Source organism: Vreelandella sp. DA03-1M, from assembly GCF_055725665.1.
Genome location: NZ_CM146798.1, coordinates 3,838,775 through 3,859,772 on the forward strand (window position 1 = coordinate 3,838,775; position 20,998 = coordinate 3,859,772).

Here is a 20,998-nt window from a genome sequence, read left to right on the forward strand (position 1 = left end):
ATACTGTTTATTTGGCTGATTTTTATGCTCTTGGGCAAGCTTATGGACAGGACTGCGTGACCGGATCATGTTGGCCAGATAAGCCTGATTACGATATGGAAAGCCCTGGGACGGTTGGGATTAGCATTGAAAAACAATGTACGCCGCCGATTACAAACGCCCTGATAATGCCGAAGCAATATCCCGCTTGGCAGCAAAACGCACTCATCTCGCGACGTAGCAGCTGGTTTGTAGTTCCGAACGTATCCACTTCTTTCAGAATTTGTCTATTGCCGCTACAACAAATTAACCTCTGATCTTGAATACCTGCATTCGTACCGGCTCAAACAGGTGGTATATTTTCCCTGAATACCACTTGCAATCGTGGCGGGTACTCGGGCTCTCTTGAGCCGCGAACCGCAGAGGAAAGCAGCTTGATGATCTCACGCGCTTCTACCCTAGGGTTCTGATCGATGATGGCATCAAGGGTCCGGTCCAGTAACATCATCTTAGTCGCTTCAGTCAGGTCATGGGCAATGAAAACGATATTTTTACTAGCACCGCTTTCTTGTAGTGCGCGGCTAATGCCTTGATTGCCGGAGCCGATGTTATAGATAGCGCCTGGGGGATCACTTTGTAGAAGCTGGCGCGTTTCTTCGTACGCTCGGTCTCGATCATCGTTAACTTGAATAGTATGTGATATCCGCAAATTTGGATGCTCTTGGGCCAGAATGGCGCGAAACCCCATTTCTCTCTCTTCATGACCACGGTAGGAGGCAGAGCCGATGAAAACCGCTACATTGTGATTACGATCGTCTTTGAGAAAACGTCCCAGCAGTAAGCCAGCCAAACGGCCAGCGGCACGGTTGTCGATACCCACATAACCGACTTTCTCCACCAATGGTAAATCTGAGACAAAGGTTCCTACATGAATGCCCCGGGCAGCCAGTCTGTTGATCGCTTCACGCACCGCGGGGTGATCAGGTACCACTACCGCGATTGCATCGGTACTGCCCTCCAAAGCCAACAGTTTAGCGGACAGCTTATCGGGTTCTAGCCCCTCATAAAGATGGAGGTTGGGGCTTACTCCACCGTAACTATGTGCCTCCTCAAGAATAAATTTACGTAGCAAAACCATAAACGTGTTGTTGCCAGCAGGCAGCATAAAGTCCATACGGATATCTGCAGGTGTATCCGCCTCAATCGGCCCAAAATAACCCAGCTGAGAAGCTGTATGCATAACGATTTCCCGAGTGCGGACCTTGACTCCTAAGCGATTGTTTAACACTCGGTCTACTGTGGCCGTGGACAGGCCTGCGACTTTCGCAATTTGGCTGACAGTGGTTCTCACGCCCTACCCTCCTCGATTTTTACTGACGCAACACCTAACACCCCTCAAAAAACATCTTTTTAAATATCTTTCGCTTAAAAACGATAGCCAAAATAAAAAAATGCCAAAAATGATTAAAAATGATGGATAAAGATGGAAAAAGGCGTTTGAGATAACCTCATTATTAATCAAACATAAAGTACGCGAAACAATAATACTCGTTGGCGCTGACAAAAGCGGATGGCGAATAGGATATAAAACAAGAAGAGGTCGGGAATGAATGACATCGTTTTCAAGCCAGATGCCGATATTAGAGTTCGCAAATATCGTATTGGGTGTATTGGCGCAGGCATGATCATGTCCGAGTGCCATCTTGCAGCTTATGCCGAGGCAGGCTTTCCTGTAACAGCGATTGCCTCACGTACCTATGCGCACGCCCAGGAAGTAGCAAACAGATGGTCAATCCCCATTGTACACACTACTCCAGAGGCTTTAATCGCCGACGATACGGTAGACATTGTCGATATCGCCTATCCTCCGGATCAGCAGCCAGCCCTTATTCGTGCCGCACTGAAGGCGCGTCATATCAAGGCCATTTTGGTACAAAAGCCGCTTGCATTTACTCTGGTTGAAGCTCGCTCATTGCGCGACGAAGCCGCCGCTTCCGACAAAATTTTGTCGGTGAATCAGAACATGCGCTATGACCAGTCAATAAGAGTTCTTCATCAGCTCCTCAGTAATCACGCTTTGGGAGATCCTGTATTTGCCCAAATCAATATGCATGCAATTCCTCATTGGCAAGGTTTTTTACACGATTATGATCGCTTAACTTTAGCCAATATGAGCGTACATCACTTAGATGTACTGCGCTTTCTGTTTGGTGATCCTAAAGAAGTGACAAGTGTCACTAGCCCGGATTTCTCACAGGGTATAAAAGAAAGCGGCTGAAAGTGTTAACGTTTCAGGGCCTTACACCAAAAACCAACACCAACAGCCGCTTCCAAAATGGTACCTGAAAAGCTGACCTTCTCGCCACTCTCTCGCCGCCAAATTGAAGCCGACTTCTCCGGGGGCCACATTACGTCGGACGCCGGATTACTCCTGCTTCGTGAAGTCGATAAACAGCATCGCCTAACACGCCGCTTGGCCGCCGTGCTTCATGATCCCCGCTCACCGGAACAGGTTCGTCATAAGCTCGACACGTTGGTTCGTCAGCGGGTGTTCGGTGTCGCCGCTGGCTATGAAGATTTCAACGACCATGAGGCCCTGCGCTATGATCAGGCCCTTCAGACAGCGCTCGGTGAAGAGGATACGCTGGCAGGCAAGTCGACGCTGTGCCGGGTGGAGCAGAACGCCGATCGGCAAGCAATAGTGAAGGCCCATGAGTTGCTGTGGCATCACTTCATTGAACAGCATGACGAACCACCCAAGGAGATCGTGCTGGACTTTGATGGCACCGACATCCCCGTGCATGGCGAGCAACCCGGCAAGTTCTTTAACCGTTATTACGATCACCACTGCTACTTCCCACTGTATGTCTTCTGTGGGCGCCACTTACTGGTGAGCTATCTGCGCACCAGTGACCGCAGCGACAGCCGCCATAGCTGGGCGATCCTCGCCTTACTGGTACGCTTTATCCGTCAATACTGGCCCGATACGCGCATCGTGTTACGAGGTGATAGCCACTTTTGTCGTCCCCGGATGCTGAACTGGTGTGATCGGCATCACGTCGACTACATCGTGGGAATCGCAAAGAACAGCCGGCTGCTCAAGGAAGTGGACGTCCCCATGATGCTGGTGCGCAAGACCCAATGGCAGGTGGGAGGGAAAGTAGCGGGGACGTTCCGCTTCCAGTATCAAGCCCGCTCCTGGAAATACCCACGCTGGGTGGTGGCCCGCCTAGAAGAAGGTGAGTTAGGCTCTAATCCCCGGTTTATCATCAGCTCTCGTTACGATGACGGCTTCAAGCTTTACTACGAGCAGTACTGTGCCCGGGGTGACATGGAGAACCGGATCAAGGATCAACAACTGAGCCTGTTTGCTGACCGGACCTCCAGCACGCACTGGTGGGCCAATCAGTGGCGGCTGATCTTGTCGGGCTTCGCTTATACGCTGTTCGAGCGGTTACGGACTTACCTGAAGCACACGCCCTTCGCGCGCATGAGTCCAAGCAACCTGAGGCTCAAGCTCATCAAAGTAGGCGCGGTCATCCTCCGCAATACGCGCCGCATCCGGGTGTTGATGAGTGACAGCTACCCCTATAAAACGGCGCTATCCGATCTGGTCAGGCGGTTGGTGCCGAACTGACTGCTCGGGCGCCCCCGGCCCGACGCAATGGGGGAAAGGGGGAAGTGTGTCTGAAGGACGGAAAGTGGTTAAAAAGTAGCCGATGTAAGTCGAGCCAGTAGGTGTTTAGCGGTGTTACAGCCTGAGTGCGGTACTGGCTGAGGTACTATGAGAAATCCAGGCTAGAAAGGATCCACGCACTACCTTTAAACATTCCGATGGTATCGTTGCCACCACCCTGCGGTTTCCATCAGGGTTGTTGGCATTATCACTGGAAGACGTATGGTCCGGCCCCCGTGAAAGTGGCTTTCAAGATGACCAATGCATTACATGGCGGGTTGAAGGCACGGCTGGTGTAGCCAAAGGCACTATCGGTTGGCCAGGAGGCGAGCCGTCTACGCTTACCTACGCGAGCAAGACACACACCGATGGCAAGTGGGTATCTCCACATTGGGACACCATGTGGTTCCCACACGCATTCATAGGCGTAATGGAACAATTGCAATACGCGATTGAATCTAACACTCCCCCCGTACTTCACGTCGCCGATACTGTGCGAACCATGGCGCTAGTAGAGGCAGCTTATCAGTCGATTGATGAGCAGCGTACTCTGCGCTTTAACGATTTTATCCAAGAATAAAATAAGGAGTTTTCGCTATGATGCAGACAGGCATTTTCTCAGGTTACTTTCCCTACTCACTTGAAGAGTCCGCCAAGACAATCCGAAGTCACAACTTCAACACTGTGCAATTGGATATGCACTTCAGAGACATGGATTTATCTGCTGGCCAAATCACTCAACAGAAATGCGATAAAATTCGTAACACATTCCGTGATCACCACTTACCGATTTGTGCAATTTCCGCCTATACCAATATCGTTCACCCTGATGCAGACGAACGTCGTAAACGAAATGGGTTACTTAAAGAGATTATTGCTAACGCGCAATATCTTGGTACACCCTATGTCATTTCAGAAACAGGCACCTTCAATACTGAAAGCGATTGGGTACACCACCCAAAAAACAAAACCGAAGAAGGTTGGGCAGACTGCCGTGGAGTCATCGCTAATCTCGCTCAACACGCCTATGACCATGGCGCGGTTTTCCTTCTTGAAACCTATGTGAACAACGTAGTTGGCTCCGTAGAGGAAACGCTACGTATGTTCGTCGAGGTCAATCATCCTGGCTTGGGTCTGTTGATGGATCCAACTAACTATTTCGAAGCGCATAATATCGGCAAGATGGATGAAACTCTCAATAGAGTTTTCGATGCACTGTCAGACAAAATCTGTATTGCTCATGCAAAGGATGTAAAACGCTCTGGTGACGACAAGGGCGAAAAGCACAGCGATATCGGTGATGAGAGCGCAGCGGAGAGCCATACATTCCGTGGCGTTGGCGAAATAGAACTCCCTGCACCAGGCCTGGGTGAGTTGAACTACGACCTTTATTTAAAGCGTCTATCAAAAACACATCCCAATATCCCTATCATCATTGAGCATTTGGATGAAAGTGATGTACCCCGTGCGAAAAAATTCATTGACGGCAAACTTCGCGCGAACGGCGTCTGAACACTTAGGCCCGTTAACGACGGGCCTACCATCCATATGTTAAATGCAGAATGCTGTCCCCAGGCGGCATTTAAAGGAGAAGTTATGCCTGAACTCTATGGTAAAGAGCTAACTCGACGGGACATTGAGGCAAGTAGTGGCTCTCTAGGACAGTTTGCTGGCGTGCGACTGATGCAGTTAGAGGACGGTTTAGAGCGTGGCATTCGCATGCTTGAATTTCGTTCAGGAACGGGCTTGCGGTTCACCGTATTAATTGAGCGGGCTATGGATATCGCCGATTGCGAGTATCGCGGTCATTCGATTGGATGGCACTCTCCATCGGGCTTTCGCCACCCAAGTCTGCATGAATATGAAGGCGAAGATGGGCTCGGTTGGATGCGCTCTTTTTCAGGATTAATGGTCACCTGCGGGCTAGATCACATCCTTTTTATGTACGATGCGCCAGCGGACAATTACATTTATACACCCCGTAAATTGGTTAAGCAGTCTATCCATGGCCGAGTGGGGACTATCCCTGCCCGCCTCAGTGGTTATGGTGAACGCTGGGATGGGGATAGCTGTGTACTTTGGGCAGAAGGGGTGGTGACTCAAGGCACCGTTTTCGGCGAACACCTTGAGCTACATCGTCGTATTGAAATCAACGTTGGTAGTAACGATATCTCCATCAGCGACCGTGTGGTAAACCGTGGTTTCTATCGTACACCGCATATGTTCTGTTACCACATCAATGTGGGCTACCCAGTGCTCGATGAAGGCACGCGTTATGTGGCACCTATCACAGACGTAATATGGGCCGCTCATCATGAAACTTACCGATCGCAAGATGTCGGCTACTGCACCTTCCCGCCCCCTCAGTTAGGTTTCCATGAGCAGGTCTGGCAACACGAAATGAAGCCCAATGACACAGGGGAAGTATCCGTCGCCTTAGTTAATGACCGACTTTCTTTGGGGTTGGAGGTAACTACTCGCAAGGATCAATTTCCCTGCCAATACCAGTGGCAAAACCTGCAAGCCGGCCAATATGCGGCAGGTATAGAACCCTCTACCAATCACGTTCTTGGTGAAGGTGCTGCCCGAGAGCGTGGCGAACTAATCTGGCTTCATCATGGCGATGAGCGTCATTATGACATCCGTTTTCGCGTACTAACGGATAGGCAGGAAATCATTAACTGCGAGAAGCGCATTACAGCAGTTGCTACCCAGCCTGACGAAAACTTTCCGGTACCCTCTGGCAAGTTCCCTGTTATAGGAGGCCGCTCATGAGCGATGTAAACCTTACTCACTCTCTTGCTGCTCAATTTTCCATTAAAGGCAAACGGGTACTCTACACGGGCGCCGCCGGTGGGTTAGGCCGTGAAACCACTCTAGAAATCCTTGCCCTGGGTGCAAGCGTGGTAGCCATTGACAATGACACTCGCAAAATAGCAGAACTACGCAACGCCACACCGGAACACCTACAGTCGCAGCTAGAGATTATCGAGTTGGATCTGGCCGATCATCAAGTGCTTGAACAACAGCTCGGCGAGTTGGTTAAAGAAAGGCCCATTGATGTGGTGATAAATAATGCGGCTATTTATCCGTGTAAGCCTTTTGAAGACTTCACCATTGAGGAAATGCGCAACGTTCATGCGGTGAATGTAGAAGCTGCTTTAATCTGCACCCGTATCGCCTTGCCAGGGATGCGAGACCAGAAATGGGGAAGAATTATTAACATTTCGTCTATTACGCTTTCTGGTGGCTGGGAACAACTGGCGCCTTACGTTCAATCGAAAGGTGCTCTTGTTGGTTTGACCAGAGCCTGGGCGCGTGAGTTTGGTAAGTGGGGAATCACCTGCAACACCATTTCGCCGGGAGCGTTTCCTACTGACGCGGAAAAAATACACGACAATTCTGAGCAATACGCTCAGTTTGTGCTCGATCATCAATCCATCAAACGACGTGGCTGCGCCACTGATATCGCATCGGTAATTCTGTTTCTAGCATCAGATGCCTCCTCATTTATTACGGGGCAAGACATCGCAGTGGATGGTGGCTGGGTAATGAGATAGTGAATAACTAGCAGTTGCAGTTGGCCTTTGCTTAAGCAAGCATAAATATTAACTAGCTAAGTGGTTGAGCACGTGCCGGATTTCGATGCCCAAGCTTAGCCTCAATTGCTAATTTCGACAGAACCACAGCGCCGCAAGTCCTACTATTAGTTTATGACACATAAAAATTTATCTTCTTGTTAAATATAGATTAAAAGCTACTAAAAATTGCTTTTAAGCTTTTACGTGACCCGCTCTCTATCTCTTCAGAGACTTGCTTGGCTATACCTTCGTCTAAGGAAGCTCTGAAAAAGTCACTGCCATCAGCGATAATACGGCTATCGTCAACTGCATAGGATTCAGTGCTGCCATGGATCAAATCACCTTCTCAGAAGCCGAGTACCAGAACAAGAAGCGAAAGACCCGCCGCGAACTCTTTCTGGAGCGGATGGACAAGCTGATCCCCTGGACGCAGTTGGAGAAGAAGGTAGCCCGTTATTACCCCAAGGGCGAGAGCGGGCGGCCTCCGTATCAACTGTCTGCCATGCTCCGCGTCCATTGCATGCAATTGTTTTACAACCTGAGCGATCCGGCCATGGAAGACGCCCTCTACGAGATCGAGTCCATGCGCCAATTCGCCGGTTTGAAACTGGACCGATTGCCGGACGAAACCACGATTCTCAAGTTTCGCCATTTTCTGGAACGCCACGGCCTTGGCAAGGTGCTGTTCCAGGAAGTGAACAACCACCTGGAGAAAAATGGCCTGATGCTGCGCGAAGGGAGCATTGTCGATGCCACTATCATTTCTGCGCCTAGTTCCACCAAAAACAAAAAAGGCGAGCGCGATCCGCAAATGCACCAAACTAAAAAAGGTAGCTCTTGGCACTTTGGCATGAAAATGCACATAGGTGTCGACGATAAGCTTGGGTTGATTCACAGCATTGAGACCACGGCTGCCAATGTCCATGACATTGTGCCTGCCGATAAGCTCCTTCACGGTGAAGAGCAACGCGTCTTCGGTGATGCCGGTTACCTTGGTATTCAAAAACGAGACGAGCACAAGCACCGCAACGATGTCTCTTGGTATATTGCCAAACGGCCTGGCACCCGCAAGCAGCTAGATGCCAGGCGACAGAAAGTCGAAAAAATCAAAGCCAGTATCCGTGCCAAGGTGGAGCACCCCTTTCGGTACATCAAACAAGTTTTTGGTTATGGCAAGGCTCGCTATCGTGGACTGGCCAAAAACACTCAGCGCCTGCACTTGCTGGCGGCGTTCAGCAACCTGCTGATCAGTGAGAAATACCTATGGGAATAGGGCGATTGCGCCCGTTTTCCGCTCAATGAGCGGGAAACGGGCAAAAATACACAAAGAACGGGAGAAGAATGTCTGAATTTTCGATTTTTTCTCGGCTCAAGTGAGCGGTGATGAATATCGGCAGTTATTCAGACCTTCCCTAAGTTAGAAACAACATAATTGCGGTATCAAAAATCTCGTGCTAGATTTAATGTTAGCGCTAACGTGAGCGCTAACATAATGACAAAAGGAATATATGATGACCTTGCTATCTCCAAAACGTCTACTGATTGGGATTGCTCTTACCGCAATTTCTTCAGCAGCAACTGCGCAGCAGTCTGCGACTTTTGGCGGCTCAGATGCGCTGGGGTCGCTCTATGATCGCCAAAATCGCTTATTCGTTGATTTAGTAAACGAAAAAGCCGGCGATCAGTTAAAAATTAATTTTATCCAAGGCGAGCAATTGGGTAATGACGTCCAAGTCATTGAGCAAACAATGGGAGGATCAGTCCAGTTATATGGAGACGACCTTTCCTGGTACGCCAACTGGGTGAATGATTTTTCTATTCTAGGCTGGGGCTTCACTTTCCATAGCCTTGACCATATGGCCACGTTCTTCGAGAGCCAAGCCTATCAGGATATGGCTCAAGAGCTTATTGATGAGCAAGGAATTCGAATTCTTGCTCAAGCCCCCATTCAACCTCGCATGACATTTACTAATAAGCCCATTGAATCGGCTGACGATATTGATGGGCTCAAAATGCGTGTTCCTGAAATACCGACTTATCTCGAATTATGGGAAACCCTTGGTGCCAACCCTACGCGTGTAGCATGGGGAGAAGTATACCTAGGCTTACGTTCTGGCGTTATCGAAGCGGCGGAGGGGCCAGTATCAGCAGCATATGCTGCTAAATTCCATGAAGCAGCGCCTTATGTACTGCGTACAGATCATATTTTGACGGCTACCCATATCTTAGTAAATGAGAGCTTTTATCAATCACTCTCTCCTGAGTTGCAAACAGTACTTGATGAAGCTGCAGAGGAAGCTACTGCTTGGGCTCAAGAGCAGGCTATAAACGAGACCGATGAATTGGTGGCAAAGATGGAACAAGAAGGTGCCACCATTATAACCATTGATCTTGAGCCAGTGCGTGAAAAGGCCTTATCAGCTGTTGAACGCGTCGAAAGTGATGGCATGTGGACTCAAGGCTTATGGCAGTCGATTCAGGATATGGCTGAATAAACTGCTACCTCAATGGAGAGCCGCTTATGGAATTCTATCGTAAAACCTTGAAAATTATCGAAAGAATTGAACTCGCGACTGCTATGGCACTGTTTGTCGTGATCGTTTTATCGATCACGCTGCAAGTGATCAGCCGCTATGGCTTTGGACGCCCCTTTGTCTGGGTTGAGGAGTTAGCCACCTACTCCTTTATTTGGATTGTATTTTTGGGAGCGGCAGCGGGCATGAAGCGGCTCGCTCATATCAAGATAGAGGCAGCATCGCTGCTGGTTTCTGTCAGAGTCCAAGCTTTAATGCGTCTATTTGGATACGCCGTGATGCTTTTCGTTCTTTATTGGCTAGTTGTAAAAGCACCAGGGGTCATGAGCATTGAAGCACGATCAAACTCAATATCACTGCCAATTCCCATTTCGCGTATGTGGTTCTATTCGATGCCTCTGTTTTACGCATCGCTGTCGATGGTACTTACCTTGGCCTTCTATACCGTTGCTGACATTGTAGCGTTGATTAAAGGGGAGCCAATGACTTACATCAACGGTGAATCGATCACTGATTTTGCTCGTGAAGGAATCTGAGTCATGCCCATTGGCTTTCTACTCGTTATTTTTCTGGCGTTGATTGCACTAGAAGTGCCTGTTGCTTTTGCAATGCTGTTTGCAGCTTTCATTTTTATCATTACCGGGCCCGGCCTGCCTATGGAGATCGTGATCCAGCGCATGTCTGGTGGGCTAGACAGCTTTCCATTGTTAGCTATCCCACTTTTTGTGCTTGCTGGTCATCTATTCAATCGTGCAGGTATTTCTGAGCGAATTTTCGATTTTGCATCAGCTCTGGTCGGACATATGCGAGGTGGGTTGGCTCAGGTCAATATTGCCGCCTCTATCATTTTTGCAGGAATGTCAGGAGTGGCTCAGGCCGATGCCGCCGGTTTAGGGGCAGTCGAAATTCGGCAGATGAAGCAGCGTGGTTATTCTGCAAGTTTTGCTGCGGCAGTCACCGCTGCTTCTTCCATTATTGGGCCAGTCATTCCCCCCTCCGTGATAATGGTTATTTATGCCGTGACGGCCCAATTGTCGTTGACTGATTTGTTTCTCGCAGGAATTGTGCCCGGCCTACTGATGGGGCTCTGCCTGATGGTAGTCGTTTATTATCTGGTGTGGTCCGGCCGTGAAGCGGCACCAAGGGATGAGAAGAAATCTCTAAAGGTTCTTGGCGTTACATTTTTGAGAGCTCTGCCAGCTTTGGTGGCACCGGTGTTACTTGTGGCAGGTATGCTCAGCGGCGTTGCAACACCCACAGAACTTGGCGCGTTAATCGTAGTTTACGCCGCAGCTCTGGGTTTCATTAACAAAGAGCTGGACTTCAAAGGCTTGATTGACACCTTGGCAATGAGCGCTATTACCACTGGAGTACTAGTGTTCATTATTGCAGCAGCCTTCCCGTTCGGCTGGCTTATTTCGGTACAGAATTTGCCAGGGCTGCTAGTAGATTTCATGCAGAGTCTTACTGACAATCCTCTGCTGCTGCTACTGATACTCAATATTTCATTACTGCTCGTGGGTCTCTTTATGGAGACCACTGCGATCATTCTTATTGCCACACCCGCCCTACTTCCACTCGTGGCCGCGTATGAAATTGATCCGATACACTTCGGGATTGTAATGATTCTTAACCTTTTGATTGGATCTTTAACCCCGCCATTTGGAGTGATCTTATTTATTTGCAAGCACATTGCCCAGATCAGTTTCTGGCAGATGATTCGCGCAATACTTCCTTTTTATATTCCTTTATTGCTGGTTTTACTTGCGCTTACTTACTTCCCACAGCTCGTACTGTGGCTACCCAATAAATTTTAATAGGATTTTTAAATGTCTGGAATCTTAGCTGGTTACAAAATAATTGATTGTACTATCGCAATGGCAGGCCCCTTCGCAACACAGCGCCTTGGAGATCTTGGTGCAGATGTTATTAAGGTTGAGCCTATTACTGGCGAATGGCAGCGCCATGTGGCTGCTGGTGGGGCTAATGGCAATAGGATTAACGTTTCTTTTACAGCATTAAATCGCAATAAAAGATCTTTAGCCGTTGATTTAAAAAATGAAGAAGGCAAAACAATTGTCAAAGACTTAGTGAAAAGCGGTGACGTCTTCGTACAGAATTATCGCCCCGGTGTCGCTAAAAGATTAGGCGTTGATTATGAAAGTCTTAAAGAGATTAATCCTAAAATCATCTATATATCCATGTCTGGTTATGGTGAGGATGGTCCTTATATAAACTGGCCTGGCCAGGATATGTTACTCCAGGCGATGAGTGGCGCTATGTACAACGTGGGCCGCGATGGAGAGGCACCGCTTCCTTCAGGTAACTACCTTGTTGATGCCGTCACTGCCTATTCTGCGTTTGAAGCGGTAATGGCCGCCCTCTTACACCGCGAGCGTACTGGTGAAGGTCAAAAAGTCGACGTCAATATGCTCGACTCGATCATTTCTTTACAGATGCAGGAACTCTCGATCTTTAGCATTGGGGGCGTTCCTCAAACTCGCTCGAAAGAGCCGGATGGTCACACATACATTCGAGCTCCTTATGGCGTTTTTAATACAGCAGATGATGCCATTGCTCTCGCTTTCCCGCCGTTACGCAAGTTCGGAGAAATTGCAGATATCCCTGAATTTCTGAACATGGAGGATGGCCGCGACTCTTTTACACAAAAAGATTTGATTATTGCCAAGACCCGCGATGCGATGAAGAAAAAAACCACATCGCAATGGCTCATTTTATTTAGGGAAGCCGATATTTGGGCGGGCCCAGTCTATACCTATGCTGATCTAGTAGAAGATCCTCAGGTGAAGCACAACGGTTCTCTCGTCGAATATGTTCACCCTACTGAGGGCCTAATTCGCACACCAGGTTTTCCTTATAAGTTTTCCAAGAGCCCATGCGAGATTCGCCGCGGCGCTCCTCTAACAGGGGAACAAAGCAAGGAGATTCTTAGAGAGTTGGGATATGAAGAAAGCCAAATTAATCATCTTCTCACCAATGCCGTTATCGCCAGTGAAACACTATAGTTTAGTGGCAGAGAATGCCTCTAACCATTAAGCAGGGATTATTGCCAGGTATGGATGAGAATACTAAGTCTCCACTAGTCAAGCGCCGTCGTCGTACGACTTCAAGCCGTGTGACGATGGCCGATGTCGCCCGTAAAGCTGGCGTCTCAGGGCAGACCGTATCACGAGTACTTCATCAACCTGAATTAGTCGGTGAAGAGGTGGCACTCCGCGTTCGCGATGCAATCGAGTCCCTGCAATATGTGCCAAATTTAGCTGCAAGTCAGATGGCCTCTAATCGAAGCGGCATTGTGGCTGCCATCATTCCGTCTATTTCGTCATCTGTATTTGCAGATACTATTCAGGCTCTCTCCGATACGCTCGTTCCAGCTGGCTACCAAATTCTACTCGGTAACACCGAATATGATCCCGATAGAGAAGAAGAGTTGGTACGTAGCTTTCTTGGCCGTGGGCCAGACGGCATCATGCTAGCGAGTACACATCACAATCCATCCCTCATTAAACTGCTATCTCGCTCACGACTACCGGTTGTAGAAACTTGGGACTGGCTGGAAAACCCTATCGATCTGCTAGTGGGATACTCAAATGAAAGAGCCTCCTATCAAATGGTGCGCTATCTCGGTGAAAAAGGTTACCGCAAAATCGTTTTTGCTGGAGTAACAAATGTTGGCGACTATCGTGCAGAGGCCCGTTTGCAAGGCTATCAAGCGGCAATAAAAGCGATGGGACTAGATAAACCTCGCGTACTTACTCTGGCGGGCCAGCCGTTAACGATGCAAGTTGGTGCCCAAACGCTCATCAGCATTTTGAAGCAACATCCCGATGCTGATGCCGTATTTTTTTCATCAGATGTATTCGCGTCCGGTGCCCTACTCGAGTGCACACGCCGAGGTATAGCGGTGCCTAAACAACTGGCAATAGCTGGATTTGGAGATTTTGAAATTGCGAAAAACCTAGTGCCAAGCTTGACCACAGTGTCAGTCCACGCTGCTCAAATTGGTCAGAATGCAGCAGAACTGCTGCTTGCGCGCATGGAAAATAATCCGATTGATAATAAATGTATAGACGTCGGGTTCGAGTTGATTTTTCGTCAAAGTACCTAGCCCAAAGGAGTCGTCATTATGAAGTTTAGCGACAAAAATTATTTTGAAGATTTAGAAATTGACTTTACGTACGAGACTCCAGCTATAACCGTGAGTGAAGCACACATTTTAGGCTTTGCAGGTTTGACCGGCGACTTCACTGATGTGCATGTTGACGAAACGTTTGCTCAAGAAATGGGATTTAAAGGTCGTCTTGCCCATGGACTATTGGTGCTTGGACTTATTGACGCACTCAAAAACCGTTGTCTAGTTAGTTTTCATGTTGTAGCCGCACTTAATTGGAATTGGCAATTTTCTGAACCTGTTTATATAGGTGATCGACTTCGAGCCAAGCTTACAATCAAAGAAAAACGTCTAACGAGCAAAGGTAATCGCGGGATAGTAACGCTAGGAATTCAAGGCATCAACCAAGATGAAAACGTCGTTCAGGAAGGTACTAATCAGATCATGGTATTAACCCGACCATAAGTTTTTAAATACTAAGCGGGAGATCGATATGAGCGAGCATATTTACACAGAACAAGATGGCTATCTTCTGATTATTACTCTTGCCAGGCCAGAAAAACTAAATTCAGTTACTCCTGAAATGGCTGAAGCGCTGATATCTATAGTAGATAATTGCAATAGTGACGATAGCGTACGCTGTGTAATTTTGACAGGGACGGGAGACAAGGCTTTCTGCGCCGGTTCAGATATCCGTACGCTAGATAATTACGATACACCATGGAATTTTCGTAATAGGCGCGACTATTGCGATGCACTTCGACACGCGACCAAGCCCGTTATTGCTGCAGTTAATGGGTACGCATTTGGAGGCGGGTTTGAAACGGCGATGAGTTGTGATATTCGCCTTGCTTCGAAGAATGCTAGTTTTGCCGCACCCGAGGTCAAGCTCGGCTGGATTGGGGGCGGGGGTATGGCGGCGCATTTAACCCATACAATCGGCTCCTCTAATGCCGCGATGATGATTATGACGGGTGACTCCATCGATGCTCATACCGCTTTAAATTGGGGCTTAGTATCACGCGTAGTAGACCGTGCTGAATTATTGAGCGAAGCAAAGGAGCTTGGCCATACAATTGCAGCACGTGCGCCTATCGCTACTGAAACCGCCAAAGTAAATTTGAGAGCGGCATATGGTATGAATATTGAAGATGCAATCACTTATGAAAGGGATCTTCAAACAATTTGCTTTGCCACAGAAGATGCCGCTGAGGGAAGAGAAGCTTTTAAACAAAAGCGGGCTCCACTTTTCAATCGACGTTAAAGGGGGCATTTCACTGAATAAAGGAATTTATTATGTCTGAGAATCTACCGCTGAGCGGACTAACGGTAATCGATCTTAGCCAGTTTCTTTCAGGACCGTATGCTTCATTGCGACTGATGGACTTAGGCGCACGTGTTATCAAAATAGAGAGACCTGAAACAGGCGATATTGCAAGAACGCTTTATATGAGTGACACAGATATTGGAGGAGACTCGACGCTATTCCATGCCATTAATCGCAATAAAGAAAGCTTGGCGCTAGACCTTAAGTCACCTGAAGACTTAACTGTATTACGTAAATTACTTTCGAAAGCAGATGTGCTCATTCAAAATTTTCGACCCGGCGTGATTGAGCGGCTTGGCTTAGATTATCATTCTGTAAAAGCGATCAATCCTAAATTGATCTATGCATCAATTTCAGGCTATGGAAAAGAGGGGCCGTGGTCAGGCACTCCAGGACAAGATTTATTGGCGCAATCGCGTTCTGGAATCATGTGGTTAACAGGAGATGACACCCAAGGCCCTGTTCCTATGGGGTTAGCTGTAGCTGACATACTTGCTGGTTCAGCTATCGTACAAGGCGTTTTAGCTGGCTTAGTTCAAAGGGGTGTTAAAGGGGTTGGCTGTCATGTGGAAACAAGCCTCATGGAAGCACTTATAGACCTGCAGTTTGAAGTACTTACTACTCATCTAAATGATGGTGGTCGACCGCCAAAGCGCGCTAAGAGTCGCAATGCGCATGCGTATTTAGCGGCGCCTTATGGGGTATATCCAACAAAAAATGGTTATTTAGCGATTGCTATGACGCCCATTGGGGATTTAGCTGATCTTCTCGGAATACCCGCTCTAACAGTTTATCGAGACAACCCCAAAAGTTGGTTTACTGCTAGAGATGAAATTAAAGAAATTCTATCTCATAAACTTAAAGAACAAGATACAGAGCATTGGCTTTCCATCCTCGAACCCATGGATATTTGGTGCTCTAAAGTTCTTCAATGGGATGAACTAATAAATCATGAGGGCTTCTCCTCCCTTGATATGCTTCAGGTCGCCGAGCAAGAGGGTGGTGTGTCGATTAGAACCACACGCTCACCGATAAGAATTAACGGTGAGCGCCCCATTACGAATTTGCGTGCGGCCCCTCGTGTTGGTGAGCATAGCGACTTAATAAGAATGGAATTAGGAATATGACATTAAAACTTAAGGGTATGACTTGGAGCCACCCTAGAGGCTACGACCCAATGGTCCACTGCTCCACTCTCTTTATGCAGGAGACTGGAATTGAAGTCTCTTGGGATAAACGCAGTTTACAAGATTTTGAATCGTTTCCTGTTGAAGAGTTGGCAAAAAACTATGACCTGATAGTGATCGATCACCCTCATGTAGGACAGATTACGGCTAGCGAATGTCTTGTGCCACTTGATAGTGGCAATCAACAAGGCATCCTGGATGAATATCTACAGCACTCGGTGGGCCCTTCTTATAAAAGCTATTTCTGGAAAGGGCAACAGTGGGCACTGCCAATTGATGCTGCAGCCCAAGTACAAGCCTATCGCCCAGATATTATTTCTCAGCCTCCTAAATGTTGGGAAGAAATAATAGAGCTGGCGAAAAATGGGCAAGTTATTTTACCGCTTCGATCCCCTCATGCACTGATGTGCTTTTATACTTTAGCCGCTAATCAAGGTTGCCCATGTAATACTGGAGATGGTGATCTTATAAACATGGCTGAAGGGGTCAAAACTTATCGCTTATTAGATGAGTTGGTAAGCTTACTCGATCCACAATGCTTTGAAATGGATCCAATTGCTGCACTTGAAGCGATGTCGGCACCTAATAGCTCTTTTGCTGTGATGCCTTATGGTTATGGCTATGTAAGCTACGCACTTGAAGGATTCAGACCTAACTTACTCGCGTTTTCAGATATACCTAGTATTGCCAGGAATGGCGTGCCTGCCGGCTCAGTATTGGGTGGAACAGGTATCGCCGTATCTGCCTTAAGCGAGCATCGTGAAGAGGCTATGAAGTTTGCTTATTGGATCGCCAGCAGTGAAGTTCAGCGCTTATCCTATGCGGCGTCAGGTGGTCAGCCTGGGCATGCGATGGCTTGGCACGATAAGCATGTAAACCTTGCCACCCATGGTTTTTATTCGAATACGCTATCTACTTTAGAGACATCATTTGTTCGTCCTCGACATAATGGATATATGCACTTTCAGAATGCAGCATCAGAACGGCTTAGTCTTGGGCTGAAAAAACGTGAGCAGGCTGAAACGGTGATTACGGATATTAACGCCCTGTACAAGAGGAGCAGAAATAGGTAACAGCTATAACTCATAGTGTACTTAACAAGCCTATCCAAGCCACCCTTATTACCACCCTCCCTGGCATTGTGACTTGGCTACCTTGGCCTAACTGCCATATGACAATCAGTGTGACGTTTCCCGACTTATGGATGGTAAACGCGAAAGCTAGCTAGCACGCATATACAGACGCTAGGATGCATCCGAGAGGCGCTTTTTTAGTTGCATATAAGTGCCGTAATGGCGATCAAGGTGGCGCTGCATGGCCGCCTCGGCCGCGTCCGGGTCGCGGGACTCAATGGCAGCAATGATTTCGGTGTGGGCGGCGGTCGCGGCTTTATCTTCATCTTTTTGCTGCAACACCAGCGCACGGCGATCATCCAGCCATTCGGAAAGTGCCACGTGGATGGCATCGAAAATGGGGTTACGGCCAATACTCGCCAACACGCCATGGAAGTCGTTATCAGAGCGTTTGAAGCGAGCCTCGTCGCCAATCGCATCGCGATTATCCGCCAACGCAGCATGAAGCCTAGCAAGGTCCTCCTCGCTGGCGTGGCGGGCCGCGTAGCGCACCAACGAGATTTCAAACATGGCCCGCGCTTCCTGAAAATACTGCTGGCCATCGGGCTTGGAAAGCAGTTGCCGGGTAACGCCGGAAAGCCTCGCCATCACCGCCTCAGCAGTGGGACGAATCACCCTAGCGCGCGTGCCGCTATTAATGGCGATAAGCCCAAGCTGCTGCAGGTGGAAAAGCGCCTCGCGCACAGCAGGCCTGCCAACGCCAAACTGCTCCATCAATTCCCGTTCTGACGGCAATTGATCATTTTCACTTAGCCGCCCTTCGAGAATCTCCGCCTCGAGCTGTTCAGCGACCTGTTCGGACAGCGTTTTACGCTCGATCCGGTATCTGCTCATAGGCAGTCACCCCTGGTTAACCTGGAATTCGCCGCCATTTTACTGCATTTCTCGTCATTATCCTTCAAACCAGCTGAGAGAGCGGCGTTATTTGGTACTGCTCGGCGATCTCGGCATAGGCTATTTGATTGGCAGAATCGAGCGGAATGCCTTCGGCGTCGCGCAGAGCCTGGCAGCGCCATTCTCGATCCCCAGGCGCCATCACCTGGGCGTTGGGTGCAGCAGGCTGGGCACGCAGGTCGGCCAAATACTCGGCCATTCCGCGGGCAAAGGTGCCAGCATCCACGAAGGCATCCGGTTTCATAACCAGAAAAAAGTGGCCGACGCCGCGCGGTGTCGACATATCAGGCCCGCCCATCGGCAGCAGCCGAAAGCCGTGCTGCATACCCGACAGCATTGAACTCAGAACCTCCACCATGCCACCCAGCCCCGCACCCTTGAAGCCGAAGCCGCTGCCGCCCAGCGGCAACAGTGCGGCCACTTCACTAGGAACGCGGCTTACCTGCCCGGCAGCATCCGCCGCGACTTGATCCGGAAGTTCACGGCCAATCGCACCGAACTGCTGCACGCGATTCCAGGGCACCGAGCTAGTCGCCATATCCAGCAGGTAAGGCGACTCGCCCGCCACCGGCGCTGCAAAGGCGATTGGGTTGGTGCCATGGAACGGCTTGGCACCCTCATGCAGCAGCACAAAAGGGTCCGAATTGCAGAACGCCATGCCGAGATAACCGCGCTCGGCCGCTGCCAACGCATAGCACCCCGCTGCCCCAAAGTGCGATGAGTTACCCACCGCGACGGCACCCATGCCCACCTTTTCTGCCATTGCCATGGCATGCTCCATGGCGGTATACCCCGCGAGGTGCCCTAACCCGTTGTCAGCGTCCAGAAAACCGGTCGCTGCCAGGCGCTGGTGGAACTGCATGTCGGGCGCGCCGTTGATCCGCCCGCCCTTGAGCACCTGTAGATAGTGGGGCAGCAGACGCAGGCCGTGGCTGTCGGTTCCCATACGTGAGGCGGTAATCAGCGCGTGAGTGACCGCGTTCGCCGATGCCTGGGCAGCACCTGCCGCCTTCAGAGCGGCTTGCATGAAGCGGGCAAGGTCTTCACGAGCGACGCGAAAATTTGACGATGTATCTCTCATTAATCAATAGCTCCTGGCTTCAGTCGGGCTATTGGCTGACCAGTGGTCAGCCCCGGTAATGCTTAACGGTAAATTAGCGTCGGTAGCCACAGCGAGATGGCCGGAATAAAGGTCACTAACAGCAAGGCGATGACCAGCGGCACCAGGAACGGCAGCGTGCCACGCATGCACTTTTCAAAAGAGATGCCGGACACTCGCGACAGTACATACAGCACCATACCGACCGGCGGCGTTAACAAGCCGATCATCAGGTTGAGCACCATGATTACGCCGAAGTGCACCGGATCGACACCGGCGGTAACGGCCACCGGCAACAGTACCGGCACCAGGATGGTGATCGCCGCAATGGTCTCCATAAAGCAGCCCACTACGATCAGCACCAAGTTGATAATGATCAGCGTGGCGATGGGATTGTCGGCAAATGGACCGAGCAGAGTAACCACATGCTGAGTGACCTGGTTGCTGGTCAATATCCAGGCAAATATCGAGGCACCAGCGACGATCAACAGGATCACGGCAGTGGTTTCGATCGTTTCCATGCTCACCTTGAGCAGGCGGCGCCAGGTCAGGTTACGATAAACCACTCCCCCCAGCACCAAGGCGTAGACCACCGCAGCAATCGCCGCTTCGGTAGGCGTGAAGGCCCCCGTCATGATGCCGCCAACGATGATGACCGGCGTTAATAATGATAAAAAGGCACGCTTGAACGTATGACCAAGCACCGGAAGCGAGAACACCGCATCGCGGGTATAGCCGCGGCGCCGGGATATGATCGTGATCATGGCCATGAGCACCAGCCCCATCAACAGGCCCGGCACCAGACCGGCGACGAACAGCTGGCCGACCGACACTGAAGCCATTACGCCATAGATAACCATTGGCAGACTCGGCGGAATAATCGGGCCGATGGTCGAAGACGCCGCGGTGATCCCCACCGAGAACCCCTCGTCGTAACCGGCATCTTTCATGGCCTTGATTTCAATGGTACCCAGCCCCCCAGCATCGGCGACTGCGGCGCCGGACATGCCGGAAAAGACGATGCTGGCGCCTACATTGACGTGACCCAGGCCGCCCCGCATCCAGCCCATCAACGCCTTGGCAAAATCAAATATCCGCACGGTAATGCCGCCGTTATTCATCAGATTACCGGCGAGTATAAAAAACGGAATCGCCAACAGGGGAAAGCTGTCGACGCCGTTGATCATGCGGTGCATCACCACCACATCGGGCACTCTGCCGGTCAGCAGCACATACAGCAGGCACGAGCCAGCAAGACTAATAGCGATCGGCACCCCCATCACCAGCAGAGTGAAGAGCGCCGCAAACAGGAACAGTAAATAGTGCTGAGTGGCGGCCAGGGCGATACAGCCGAGTATCGCGACAGCCGCAACCAATGGCGGCACTATCGCACCGCCGCGCCTCACAGCCAGAATGTTGGGCATTGGGGTGATCTCCGAGAGAGTAGCGTGTTGGC

Annotated in this window: 20 protein-coding genes; 16 read left to right on the forward strand and 4 right to left on the reverse strand. The window is 49.7% G+C overall.

Annotation, left to right across the window (positions count from 1 at the left end; all coding sequences use genetic code 11):
• Positions 1–322 precede the first annotated feature (322 nt).
• Complete coding sequence (locus ACXUPB_RS17915; RefSeq protein WP_035561417.1) at positions 323–1,330, reverse strand: LacI family DNA-binding transcriptional regulator; 1,008 nt, start codon at positions 1,328–1,330, stop codon at positions 323–325.
• A 255-nt stretch (positions 1,331–1,585) separates the two neighbouring features.
• On the opposite strand from ACXUPB_RS17915, the gene ACXUPB_RS17920 reads away from it, so the two are divergent.
• The 16 genes from ACXUPB_RS17920 to ACXUPB_RS17995 all read left to right on the forward strand — a co-directional run bounded on the left by ACXUPB_RS17920 (position 1,586) and on the right by ACXUPB_RS17995 (position 17,489).
• A complete protein-coding gene (locus tag ACXUPB_RS17920) occupies positions 1,586–2,257 on the forward strand; it encodes a Gfo/Idh/MocA family protein (RefSeq protein ID WP_472953758.1) in 672 nt (223 codons plus the stop codon).
• Positions 2,258–2,314: 57 nt separating this feature from the next.
• Positions 2,315–3,616 (forward strand): IS1380 family transposase, encoded by a 1,302-nt coding sequence (locus tag ACXUPB_RS17925; RefSeq protein ID WP_179917458.1) that lies wholly within the window; start codon positions 2,315–2,317, stop codon positions 3,614–3,616.
• Between the two features lie 238 nt (positions 3,617–3,854).
• On the forward strand, positions 3,855–4,235 hold the full coding sequence (locus tag ACXUPB_RS17930) for a hypothetical protein (RefSeq protein ID WP_472953759.1): 381 nt from the start codon (positions 3,855–3,857) through the stop codon (positions 4,233–4,235).
• A 17-nt stretch (positions 4,236–4,252) separates the two neighbouring features.
• Entirely contained in the window at positions 4,253–5,167 is a 915-nt protein-coding gene (locus ACXUPB_RS17935; RefSeq protein ID WP_472953761.1) for a sugar phosphate isomerase/epimerase family protein, read from the forward strand.
• 84 nt (positions 5,168–5,251) lie between these two features.
• Positions 5,252–6,430 carry an aldose 1-epimerase family protein gene (locus ACXUPB_RS17940; RefSeq protein ID WP_035561404.1) on the forward strand — a complete coding sequence of 393 codons (1,179 nt, stop codon included), beginning with the start codon at positions 5,252–5,254 and terminating at the stop codon, positions 6,428–6,430.
• On the forward strand, positions 6,427–7,215 hold the full coding sequence (locus tag ACXUPB_RS17945; protein WP_035561402.1) for an SDR family NAD(P)-dependent oxidoreductase: 789 nt from the start codon (positions 6,427–6,429) through the stop codon (positions 7,213–7,215). The genes ACXUPB_RS17940 and ACXUPB_RS17945 overlap by 4 nt, the downstream gene beginning before the upstream one ends.
• A 349-nt stretch (positions 7,216–7,564) precedes the next feature.
• Entirely contained in the window at positions 7,565–8,509 is a 945-nt protein-coding gene (locus ACXUPB_RS17950; protein WP_101147219.1) for an IS5 family transposase, read from the forward strand.
• Between the two features lie 235 nt (positions 8,510–8,744).
• The gene (locus tag ACXUPB_RS17955; RefSeq protein WP_472953764.1) at positions 8,745–9,731 is read left to right on the forward strand and encodes a TRAP transporter substrate-binding protein; all 987 of its coding nucleotides are present in this window, start codon (positions 8,745–8,747) and stop codon (positions 9,729–9,731) included.
• A gap of 26 nt (positions 9,732–9,757) precedes the next feature.
• Positions 9,758–10,306, forward strand: a complete 549-nt coding sequence (locus ACXUPB_RS17960; RefSeq protein ID WP_035561398.1) for a TRAP transporter small permease — start codon at positions 9,758–9,760, stop codon at positions 10,304–10,306.
• Positions 10,307–10,309: 3 nt separating this feature from the next.
• Positions 10,310–11,587, forward strand: coding sequence for a TRAP transporter large permease (locus ACXUPB_RS17965; protein ID WP_035561396.1), 1,278 nt, complete (start codon positions 10,310–10,312; stop codon positions 11,585–11,587).
• A gap of 12 nt (positions 11,588–11,599) precedes the next feature.
• Positions 11,600–12,796 (forward strand): CaiB/BaiF CoA transferase family protein, encoded by a 1,197-nt coding sequence (locus ACXUPB_RS17970; protein ID WP_035561394.1) that lies wholly within the window; start codon positions 11,600–11,602, stop codon positions 12,794–12,796.
• Positions 12,797–12,846: 50 nt separating this feature from the next.
• Positions 12,847–13,899 carry a LacI family DNA-binding transcriptional regulator gene (locus tag ACXUPB_RS17975; protein ID WP_052703723.1) on the forward strand — a complete coding sequence of 351 codons (1,053 nt, stop codon included), beginning with the start codon at positions 12,847–12,849 and terminating at the stop codon, positions 13,897–13,899.
• Positions 13,900–13,917: 18 nt separating this feature from the next.
• Positions 13,918–14,367 carry a MaoC family dehydratase gene (locus ACXUPB_RS17980; protein WP_035561392.1) on the forward strand — a complete coding sequence of 150 codons (450 nt, stop codon included), beginning with the start codon at positions 13,918–13,920 and terminating at the stop codon, positions 14,365–14,367.
• Between the two features lie 28 nt (positions 14,368–14,395).
• Positions 14,396–15,166: an enoyl-CoA hydratase/isomerase family protein gene (locus ACXUPB_RS17985; RefSeq protein ID WP_035561389.1), complete on the forward strand. Its 771-nt coding sequence runs from the start codon at positions 14,396–14,398 to the stop codon at positions 15,164–15,166.
• A gap of 32 nt (positions 15,167–15,198) precedes the next feature.
• Positions 15,199–16,356 carry a CaiB/BaiF CoA transferase family protein gene (locus ACXUPB_RS17990; RefSeq protein ID WP_035561386.1) on the forward strand — a complete coding sequence of 386 codons (1,158 nt, stop codon included), beginning with the start codon at positions 15,199–15,201 and terminating at the stop codon, positions 16,354–16,356.
• Positions 16,353–17,489, forward strand: coding sequence for an ABC transporter substrate-binding protein (locus ACXUPB_RS17995; protein WP_472953768.1), 1,137 nt, complete (start codon positions 16,353–16,355; stop codon positions 17,487–17,489). Before ACXUPB_RS17990 ends, ACXUPB_RS17995 begins: the two co-directional genes overlap by 4 nt.
• Positions 17,490–17,660: 171 nt before the next feature.
• Here the strand turns inward: ACXUPB_RS17995 and nanR are convergent, their stop codons facing one another.
• The 3 genes from nanR to ACXUPB_RS18010 form a co-directional block, all read right to left on the reverse strand.
• Positions 17,661–18,383 (reverse strand): transcriptional regulator NanR, encoded by a 723-nt coding sequence (gene nanR, locus ACXUPB_RS18000; RefSeq protein WP_472953770.1) that lies wholly within the window; start codon positions 18,381–18,383, stop codon positions 17,661–17,663.
• Positions 18,384–18,447: 64 nt separating this feature from the next.
• Complete coding sequence (locus ACXUPB_RS18005) at positions 18,448–19,524, reverse strand: Ldh family oxidoreductase (protein WP_472953773.1); 1,077 nt, start codon at positions 19,522–19,524, stop codon at positions 18,448–18,450.
• Positions 19,525–19,586: 62 nt separating this feature from the next.
• The gene (locus ACXUPB_RS18010; RefSeq protein WP_035561374.1) at positions 19,587–20,966 is read right to left on the reverse strand and encodes a TRAP transporter large permease; all 1,380 of its coding nucleotides are present in this window, start codon (positions 20,964–20,966) and stop codon (positions 19,587–19,589) included.
• Positions 20,967–20,998: the final 32 nt, after the last annotated feature.